This is a genomic window from Shewanella sp. S23-S33 (assembly GCF_043359565.1).
Taxonomy (GTDB): Bacteria; Pseudomonadota; Gammaproteobacteria; order Enterobacterales; family Shewanellaceae; genus Shewanella; species Shewanella oncorhynchi.
In genome coordinates this window covers 103,285-112,169 of sequence record NZ_JBHFFD010000043.1, presented here as the reverse complement: position 1 = coordinate 112,169, position 8,885 = coordinate 103,285, and the positions used below count along the sequence as shown (strand labels likewise).

At 38.6% G+C, this 8,885-nt stretch carries 8 protein-coding genes; 3 read left to right on the top strand and 5 right to left on the bottom strand.

Features of this window, described 5'->3' with window-relative positions; all coding sequences use genetic code 11:
- The 5 genes from ACHA99_RS11270 to ACHA99_RS11250 form a co-directional block, all read right to left on the bottom strand.
- Positions 1-241 (bottom strand): DUF998 domain-containing protein (locus tag ACHA99_RS11270; protein WP_393942778.1); only part of this gene is annotated, 241 nt, incomplete at its 3' end.
- A 150-nt stretch (positions 242-391) separates the two neighbouring features.
- Positions 392-1,024 carry a hypothetical protein gene (locus ACHA99_RS11265; RefSeq protein ID WP_069217128.1) on the bottom strand — a complete coding sequence of 211 codons (633 nt, stop codon included), beginning with the start codon at positions 1,022-1,024 and terminating at the stop codon, positions 392-394.
- Positions 1,024-1,923, bottom strand: coding sequence for a nucleotidyltransferase (locus ACHA99_RS11260; RefSeq protein ID WP_199355857.1), 900 nt, complete (start codon positions 1,921-1,923; stop codon positions 1,024-1,026). Before ACHA99_RS11260 ends, ACHA99_RS11265 begins: the two co-directional genes overlap by 1 nt.
- A gap of 126 nt (positions 1,924-2,049) precedes the next feature.
- Entirely contained in the window at positions 2,050-2,937 is an 888-nt protein-coding gene (locus ACHA99_RS11255; RefSeq protein WP_393942774.1) for a hypothetical protein, read from the bottom strand.
- 134 nt (positions 2,938-3,071) lie between these two features.
- On the bottom strand, positions 3,072-3,554 hold the full coding sequence (locus ACHA99_RS11250; protein WP_393942772.1) for a HEPN family nuclease: 483 nt from the start codon (positions 3,552-3,554) through the stop codon (positions 3,072-3,074).
- A gap of 661 nt (positions 3,555-4,215) precedes the next feature.
- Here ACHA99_RS11250 and ACHA99_RS11245 point away from each other — a divergent pair.
- The 3 genes from ACHA99_RS11245 (at position 4,216) to ACHA99_RS11235 (ending at position 8,867) form a co-directional block, all read left to right on the top strand.
- Complete coding sequence (locus ACHA99_RS11245; protein ID WP_393942770.1) at positions 4,216-6,705, top strand: hypothetical protein; 2,490 nt, start codon at positions 4,216-4,218, stop codon at positions 6,703-6,705.
- Positions 6,702-7,694 carry a hypothetical protein gene (locus tag ACHA99_RS11240; protein ID WP_393942768.1) on the top strand — a complete coding sequence of 331 codons (993 nt, stop codon included), beginning with the start codon at positions 6,702-6,704 and terminating at the stop codon, positions 7,692-7,694. Before ACHA99_RS11245 ends, ACHA99_RS11240 begins: the two co-directional genes overlap by 4 nt.
- 525 nt (positions 7,695-8,219) lie before the next feature.
- Positions 8,220-8,867: a CatB-related O-acetyltransferase gene (locus tag ACHA99_RS11235; protein ID WP_393942766.1), complete on the top strand. Its 648-nt coding sequence runs from the start codon at positions 8,220-8,222 to the stop codon at positions 8,865-8,867.
- Positions 8,868-8,885 lie beyond the last annotated feature (18 nt).

Genomic DNA, 8,885 nt, shown 5'->3' with positions numbered 1-8,885 from the left:
CTGCAATGTTAACCAAAACTGACACGTTCGAAAGTTGCGCTACATACCAACCGAAAAAACAAAACAGAAAACCTAATGGATAATTATTGATCAAAGGTGACAATTTCTCGGTTGGGCTTCCTGTAGCACCCAGCTCACTGCAAAATTGTTTAGAGTGGTCATAGCCATCATAGAATCGACTGGCCACATAAATTCCGACGATGATCCAAATTGTGGAAATTAATCCTGAGTAGACAAACATACCATCAAACAAAACCAAGCTCCCTTTGTAAACAAACGCCCGCTTAAGGGGCTGACAACGCTACTACCAAGTTTCCGCATAACACCGTAATCACTGAAACCAACGCATAGTAAAAATGCCACGCGTTGGAAGTCCCTCTTGAAGCGTTTGTTAGTTGCCGATTTCACGCTCTGCCTGCTCATATGTGCTATATAATTTTTCTACACGACCAACCAATTTCATTCCACCTTTGGTCGCCCTATCTGTCCAATAGTGCCCTTCAAGCTCTTCGACTGGGGAACCATGAATTTCCAGAGCGAAAGAGCCATGATGGATTTCGCTTCTTACACCTTGTAATTCAATTTTGGGTTCATTTCGATAGACACCAACTAGCTTAAACAGATCTTCATCTTCTTGCTGTTCTATACTGTGGGCCACCAAAACAGATCTAGATTCCTTTGTCATCAACCTCAAACTAAGAAATGTTAACGACTGCCTGATGACTGCATATCCATAGATTGGTGCGATTCCTTCACCAGTTTCAGGGTTTATCCAGCTACTTTTCAGCTCAACTTTCCAAGTTCCCCTCAAGTCCGGCCTTTTCACATACCAGCCTTTAAATATTTTCCATGACCACATGTATTTATTAAACATGGTCACAAATAGAGTTATAACGCCGACCACTGTACCAAATGGCTTTACAAAGTCCGCACTGAGCACAGGCATGCCTTGAAACCAGAGAGCAAGCAACCAAACCGCAATCGTGAGGCCAATAAATGATGAGATATGAAGTCTAGTTAGCATTATTCGTAACCTATGTAGTCCCAAGCGTCACTTATAAACTGATGAGCACTCTCTCGCGTCCATGGCTGCGATCCCCTAAAAAGATATTTAAGTTCATTTACTTCACCCCAATCAGAGCATTTTTCATAGGACAAAGTATTATTGAAAAGCTCTGCAAGCACATGCCTTACCATTGGCTTGAAAGACTGATACTCAAAACATGAATTTGACGCATTAAATACTAAGCATTCAATGAGAAAGCTTGGCGTATCTTGTGCTGACTGAATCCCATTTAACGCCATTTCGTTAGATAACTTCTTTAATACTCGAACGACTCTTTTATATCTTCTCGATGTAGCGTCATTTTTTGAAACACCATTTTGGTAGTGTTGCTCTGGCCAATTTCTCACTCTTGGCGGGTCGAGGTCATCCGGTATCATTTCGACCCCAGAAAGATGGTAATTTGCGGTAACGTATCTACGATGCTCAAAAAATGCAGCCACATCTGACTCTACGCGATAAGTGTTTGCCTTTATATCAAATGCTTTACTACCGCGTGTGACGGCAGCTCTTCCAAATCTTGCTACAAGTGCTTCTTCTAGCTCACTTTTAAATGTCGCATATTCATAAGTGGCTGGAATGAAACTTTTTGCAAGCTCCATTTTAACATTGTCATCAGGATATTCAGGGAAATAGGTATCAAAGCAGAGAACTCCAATATCTACATCGCTATCCTGCCTTACATTGACCCGGTTTCTGTATGAGCCTTGAGTAAACACCCTGATATTTCTATTTTTTAACTTATCGCTAGCTTGAATTGCTTGCCTTATTTGCCTCTCAGCATTTTCAGCTCTCTCTTGCTCTGTTTTACTTGGTCCTTGCGACCAAGTTGTAAATACTGATTCCCAATCTCTACTCACGAATTTCTCCATACTTTATTAAGGCAACTAACGCCCGGCACAGCGGCACGGTGAAACTGGCACATATTTGCGCAGCAAATTGAGTGACAGTTTCACCGTGTCCGACTGCTGCCGCTTGTTAGCATTTTACGCTGAGTAATCACGGACAACTTTATATGAATTGGCAAATTCCTGTATGAACACACCCATAGAATCCTTTCTAGATTCAATCAGCTCATTCCTGCTGGGTAAGTCATATGGTGGTTTATACTTAAAGCTTAAACCAATGTCATCATAATACTGATCCCCGCTTACTTGATTGTGCATCAAAACAAGCTGCTGCCGCATATTTACTTGATTATTATTTATATTTTGATTGGATGACAGTAATCTTTGGAACTGCCAGTCCTTGCTTGCCCAATCTGATATAAAGTAGAAAACATTTGATGGGAAAAAATAGCCAGCTTCACGACCAGATGAAAAAAGCTCCTCAGTTACAAACGACAAACAATCCAAAAACTCTCTCACCTTTCTCTTATCTTCGTAAAGCTGATCTGTCTGAGAGCAACTTACTCCCAACAATGAACATATTGAATCTTGCGGCAAGGTAAAGATGAGCTCTTGCATACTAGCGTTACAAAAAACACCTGCATCTTCTAAGCCATTTTCATTCTTTATTTCCTCTAAAACCTTTGTAATATGAGGCGAGACACCTTTGAACTTATCGTTCAAAACATAATAAAATGATTTAATAGGTGAAATTGAATTCCAATATTCTTTAAGTTTAACGAAGTCAGACTTTACCTTTTTTATTGCTTCATCTGTGTTTTTGAATAACTCTTCAGGAGCATAAACTTGGTAATACCTCCCTTCGCTCTGAACCCATCCATCATTTCCTCTGTCACCAATATTCCCGTGAGGTTTTACGCTTCTAAATCCAGGATTTCTTAGCTTCATTAAATCATTAAATAATTTTTCGTATTCAGCACCCTCTGATTGAAATACCTTTAACCTAAATTGATCTCTGAGGTTCATTTACTCTCCTAGAATGCTAACGCCCTGTTAAGGGGTGAGCAACGCATTACCGAAGCCTCCGCACACCACCTTAATCATTAAAACCAACGCATAGTGAAAATGCCACGCGTTGCGAATCCCTCTTGAACGGTTTGTTATGCCTGTTCTCGATGACGTTGTTGACGCCGCATGCTATCCACCAATAGTTGAGCATAAGATCGTAGAAATGGAAAAATTTCTTCGGCATGGAAACGCGCATAAATTTGACCATTATCCGTATCTTTGAAGTTAACAAAATTTACCAAGTGGTGTTGGTCGATTGATTCAACTTCAATGTCAAAGTGGGCAATAGAATGCCTCATTTTAACAATTAGCTGGCGCAATGTAGTTTGTGCATCTGGCAACTCAGAATGAATAATGCCCATATGCTGCTTAAACTGCATTGTTAAACGTTCATTTGGAATTGTATTAATTGCTCGTTCTTTAGGCATCACGATTAAGCCTAAGAGGCAATTAAGCGTCAACGTATAGTTGAACTGTCTCTCAAATGGTTCATCAACGATCAGCTGATTATATTGTTCAATTAAGTCAATAGTACGAGCCACAAAGTCTTGCTCGAAGTTTCTATAATTTCCCATGTGTACCCTTACTCAATGAATAGGCATAACATTTTATTAGTGCGCATGCGCGTTTACCTCATTAGACCAGTAAAAACGCGCATCACTAACTGTTTGTATTCCAAAGAACTTATCAGCTTTTTATCTAATACACCATCCGGAAAAACGCGCATGCGCGTTTTCCAAACCTATTAACTAATTTTGGGAAAGATTATGCGGATGATTTTTAAGGGTTTTATAAATTTTAGGCTGGATAAACGCGCAAACTAATGAGTGTAAAAACACTCAAAAGCATCTAAATTTAAATACGACTGTATACCCATACATTGTTAGTGTTAGTCGATTTCTGGTAAGGCCAAACATTAGGTAAATGGATGAGATTTTGTAGGGCAACTCATTCGTCAGTTTTCAATTCACTAAATGAATGCTAGCCAGCTTTGGGGCACGAACGTGTCAGCTTCATTCCTCTGACACGTACATGGACAAAAGTTTATCAGAATGGTTACGTAAATTTATAAAGGTTGATTACTTGAAGTATGACAAATTAACGAGCTTACCACCCTTGTGATTATAGGAACATTTAGCTTGGATTGAAGTATGTTTTATATGAACAATTGCTACGCAGAAGTTTCAGGTGTTATGATGCCTAGTAGCTTCGTAAGCCTATGATAGGGTGTGCATTTTGGTTGATTCAATAAAAATATGGCTGACTTCTAAATCGTGGTTTTGGAAATCTAAAGCTAAGTATGCAAGGATGGAGTTTCTTCTAGAACGGATTTTATACAAACAACGAGCATCTTTTACTAAAGCTAAGATCAACACTACAATTTTAGGTTCCATTACAATTGTAGGTTTAAAGAGCCTAAGCGGAGTGATTCTTGCTTTGACTATTCTAGGCTTGTTTGAGAGTTATATTAGAGCAAACACAAATATTTTTGAGCCTCTTAGTAAAGAACAAATAGAATTTAATATCAACCAGCTCAGATTGTATGCACAACTGCTAACCACCATATTTTCAATATACTTCGCATCAATAGGTATTATATTAAGTACGGGCTACACTAAACTTCGGCGTGATATCATTCAGCTTCTTACGACTGAACAGGTTGGTAATGTATATTCACGCGTTTTGGTCTTCTCGGCCATCTTTTGTCTCATTGCCACAACACTAGGATCCTATGGCATTGAGCTGGGCGTTTCAGTTTATACTGTAGGAACATTTTTAACAGCCATAAGCTCACTTGCGTTGTTCCCTTTAGGTCAACGGCTGTTCAACTTCTTCAATCTCAATCAATTGGCTACTAGTGAAGTACTACCTAGAATAGCTCACCATATAGAGAATGCGGCTAAGTCTAACAATTCAGTTTCTCTATCCAACCATCATTCAAAAGGGGCTCGTTTAGCCTTTAAACAGCTATGCTATATCGACGACGAGATGAAAAGTGAAACAAAAAAGCTTAATGATAACTTGCCTCAACTTAGTCATAATTATTCAGTAGTATTACGACACTACCTAAATAATAAACATCGTATTGCTCATACAAGCTATTGGTTCCCAAGGCGAAAAAAGCATCAGCAATGGTTCTATGCCGGAGATTTAGCCACCCATGCTGCTTTACAAACAAGTAGCCAATTAGCAACAGAAGATGAAGCAGACTATCAATGGTTAGAGAATGAGATTATTGATAGATTAGCTAAGCATGTAGAGCTAGCATTTGCGACCAATGATTTTATGTTAGGACTAAACCTCCTAAGTCAATTGTCATCTCGAATATCAACTTATTCAGAACAATTTCAGTTCGCAATAGGAATGCAAGAAATCAAAAAAATACAGTTAGTTATAGCGACTGCTTTTGCTTCAATAGAAAAAGTTGAGAAAGAACAAGAGGAACTAGTTCTATTGATTGGGATAGCTGACACATGGGCTGTATTAGGAAGCAATCTTTGCCTTAAAACAATGCAGCGTATGTTTACATTCGAGGAAGAGCTAAAGCACTTCTTTGATACTGATATATGGACAGGTAAACATCTAAAATCTCTACCTTCTTTTCTACAAGTAGAGTTAAACGTTGTCGTGGAACGCATCAATTTTGAACGAAGGATTGAAGGTCAGCGACTGTCAAAACCTAAGTATGTCCAACAACTGGTAGTTCAAAAGGTTTTAAATCATTACGCTAAGGTGCTTCAGGAAATCAGCCACTATTATGCGTTTACGATCCCTAACTTTGTAAAGACGCTATCAGAAATACAGATGAAGGAAGCTGCGACTCAAGTAATTTTGGCAAATCTTCACAATTATTGGAAATTATCTAGTTGGTTCGAAGATATATCTCAACTAATTAATAGATACAGAGAGTTTGAACATTACTCCGAAAAGCAGTATTTATTTCCAGAAATAGATATTAATGCTTTTAGAAAGCAACACGCCACAGCACGAAATGACGCAATAGCGATGCTGGGGGAAGCTAGTATTATTGGGCATGTTTTTAGGAGAGAACAAAATGATGAACTACCAGATCATTTTGGGCACATATACTTCGAACTCGCCGAAGCTTGTATTGATGCACTTGAGCAGAATGATGAGGAGAAGTTAAGTAAATCTATTCCAATGTTCATGCTACTAGCTTTTATGGCTTCCGACTCTAAATTCGTAGATCCTGAACTCGATATAAATGATGAGTTTCGATTACATCTTATTTCAACGGTATTGAACGATATAATGTCAGTTGTAGGGTTTGCTATTTTATATGGAGCTTACTTCGAAAATACGAGACTACCCGAAATGGCACTTGGCGAGTTCAATAAGTGGATTGATAGGTTTCCAACCAAGAAACAATATTTGGAGAGGATGTTACTGCTTTCAAACCCTCGTTCGTTTAGCACCAGCGTATCCCCAAGAGATATGATTCGTTTCAACTGGAAATCAGCTTTTGAAGAGCGTACAAGGCAAGATGGATATGGAGAGCACATGGCGATGAATAGAGGAAAAAACCATAAAAACAAATTAATTAGAGTATTTCTTAGCAACTCATTTTCGGATGCTTCTCATCTATTTATTGCCTTACACATCCTTCCGAAACTTGGCTCTGTTGATTTCGAAATAGGTCATGATATTTACTCACTTAAACGTTCTTTAGAAGATACTGAAGACAGTGAAGAGGGATACCTATGAAGTTTGTTAAAGGGAAACCAGAGCATCATTTTCATTTCGATAAAGAAAATATGGGGCTCCTAGAAAGACTTTTCATTAGTCCTTTGAGAGAACGGGAGGGCTTCTACCAAGGAATGTTTAATCAAGATTTTTCTCAAATTTTTAAATCGTTTAGTCGAAAAAATGAAGCTCTTTTCAATATAAAGTCTAATGATGACGTGCTAGCTAATAAATTGCTTGGAAATGTAAAATTGAGACATAGGCAACATTGTCTAGACAATACTGTGCGTGAGTGGGTGGAGGAAATAGCTCAAAAATTAGTGCGTTTGAAAACCGCGCGCTATTTTCTTTATGAAAACACAGAAAAAGAGGAACTACATATAGTGCCTTTAAGTTCAGTTAATCTGTTCCAGTTCTTGAATATATGCATCCAACTTTTGCCAAAACGACAAAAAGAGTATTGGAATAGCGATGGAGAGTTACTACCAGCAGAGCTACGAATCTTAGACACAAGTAAACTTATTCGAATTGATATTTCCAATGCCACTAAGCAACTTTTGTTAGCGCAAAATAGGATATTGAACGACCTAGACAAGTACCGACATGAAAACACTGCATTTTTCCCCAAAGCCACATATAAGAACCCCATACCAAGAAGCGATTTTGACTTTAACTATTGGGTAGATACGCAAGATAAAGCACTGTATAGAGCAACAAGAGATACAGGCTGGACTGGCAGAAAACAAGATTCATCAAAGCGTTCAGATTTTTTCGATTGTTATCGTTTGCTCCGTTTTAAAAGAAACCAATTGATACTGCGTGATAACATACTTTTCCAATTAGGAAAAGAGCTTACAAGAGTGGGACTGCAGTACAATCCTGAGTTTAAGGTTATAATCTCCCCTACTAATGCTTTGCCTAATATCGCTGAAGTGGACAAATTGAAAGAGCAGCTTTCACTAGAAAAAGTTAACTTCAGCGACATCATTGATTTTTGCTACGAACGTTAAAGGACTTCTAAATGAAGCATTTCTAAATTAATTAGTCTAAATGTATCGTACGGCCCACGACTTGTAGATACAGCCAGATTAAAAATCTAAGGCATTTCTATCTTCGTGCATCTGAGGCGACAATCTTAGGTAAAACGGAATGGGGCAATTGTCAGTTTGCAAAGGTTTAATAGTCACTTGTAGTAAAATTACATTTTTCACTTGAGTTATTTTGCAGTTTCTCCTATTTGTCAGGCTATGGGTACATTTTATGTCAATGTATGGTTACATGATTTAGCTAAGTAATTGTTTCTGGGTATACTGCTATGTCATAGTTTGGTTTCAGCGACACTTTCAGTGACAACGGCTAGCCCATGCCGATATTTCAGTTTTATGGGCTATTTTCTTTTTTATACCCACTTGTGATTTTTTTATGAAACTCATTCCTCTGCTAAAACAGCCGCGTATTCACTGACTATTCTAATGTGAAGCTTCTCATAACATTATGTTTCGTATTGACAATTTTGTTTATAAAGAGGATTTGCAATGCAGAAAAAGCATTGGTCAAAAGTTCAGTTATTGCACGAGGTGGTCATCAATCCCAATATCATAGTCAAAGGTCAGCATAGCTATTACAGTGATTGCTGGGATGCTGGCTTTGAGGGATCTGTGGTGAGATATCTTCATGGCGATGAAGTGAGCCGTGAGTGGGAACCTAAGTGGTCTATCGATAAACTTTATATCGGTAATTATGTGTGTATCGCTGCCGAAGTTGTGATCTTAATGGGCGGAAATCATACGCATAGAGCAGATTGGTTTTGTTTATACCCCTTTATGGATTTCATCGAGGATGCCTACGTAGGCAAAGGTGATACTCATATTGGTGATGGGGCTTGGTTAGGCATGAGATGTATGTTGATGCCAGGTGTGACGATAGGTGAAGGTGCGGTTGTTGCCGCAAATAGTGTTGTCACCCAAAATATCGAACCCTACAGTATTGTGGCGGGATCACCCGCGAAATTAATCAAGTATCGGTTTGATAAAGACGTTATTACTGAGTTACTGGCGTTAAAAATCTACGATTGGCCTGCCGAAAAGTTTGAAAGCTTAAAGCGGTATTTGTGTTCGGCGGATTTTGACGCGCTCAGCAAAGCGATCACTCTCTATGACCAATCCATACATCAAAGCAAATAACCGTTAGTCCCAAAGTGA

Coding starts and splice junctions, on each gene's coding strand:
- ACHA99_RS11265 (WP_069217128.1), bottom strand. CDS start 1,024: ATGCTAACTAGACTTCATATCTCATCATTTATTGGCCTCACGATTGCG.
- ACHA99_RS11255 (WP_393942774.1), bottom strand. CDS start 2,937: ATGAACCTCAGAGATCAATTTAGGTTAAAGGTATTTCAATCAGAGGGT.
- ACHA99_RS11250 (WP_393942772.1), bottom strand. CDS start 3,554: ATGGGAAATTATAGAAACTTCGAGCAAGACTTTGTGGCTCGTACTATT.
- ACHA99_RS11240 (WP_393942768.1), top strand. CDS start 6,702: ATGAAGTTTGTTAAAGGGAAACCAGAGCATCATTTTCATTTCGATAAA.
- ACHA99_RS11235 (WP_393942766.1), top strand. CDS start 8,220: ATGCAGAAAAAGCATTGGTCAAAAGTTCAGTTATTGCACGAGGTGGTC.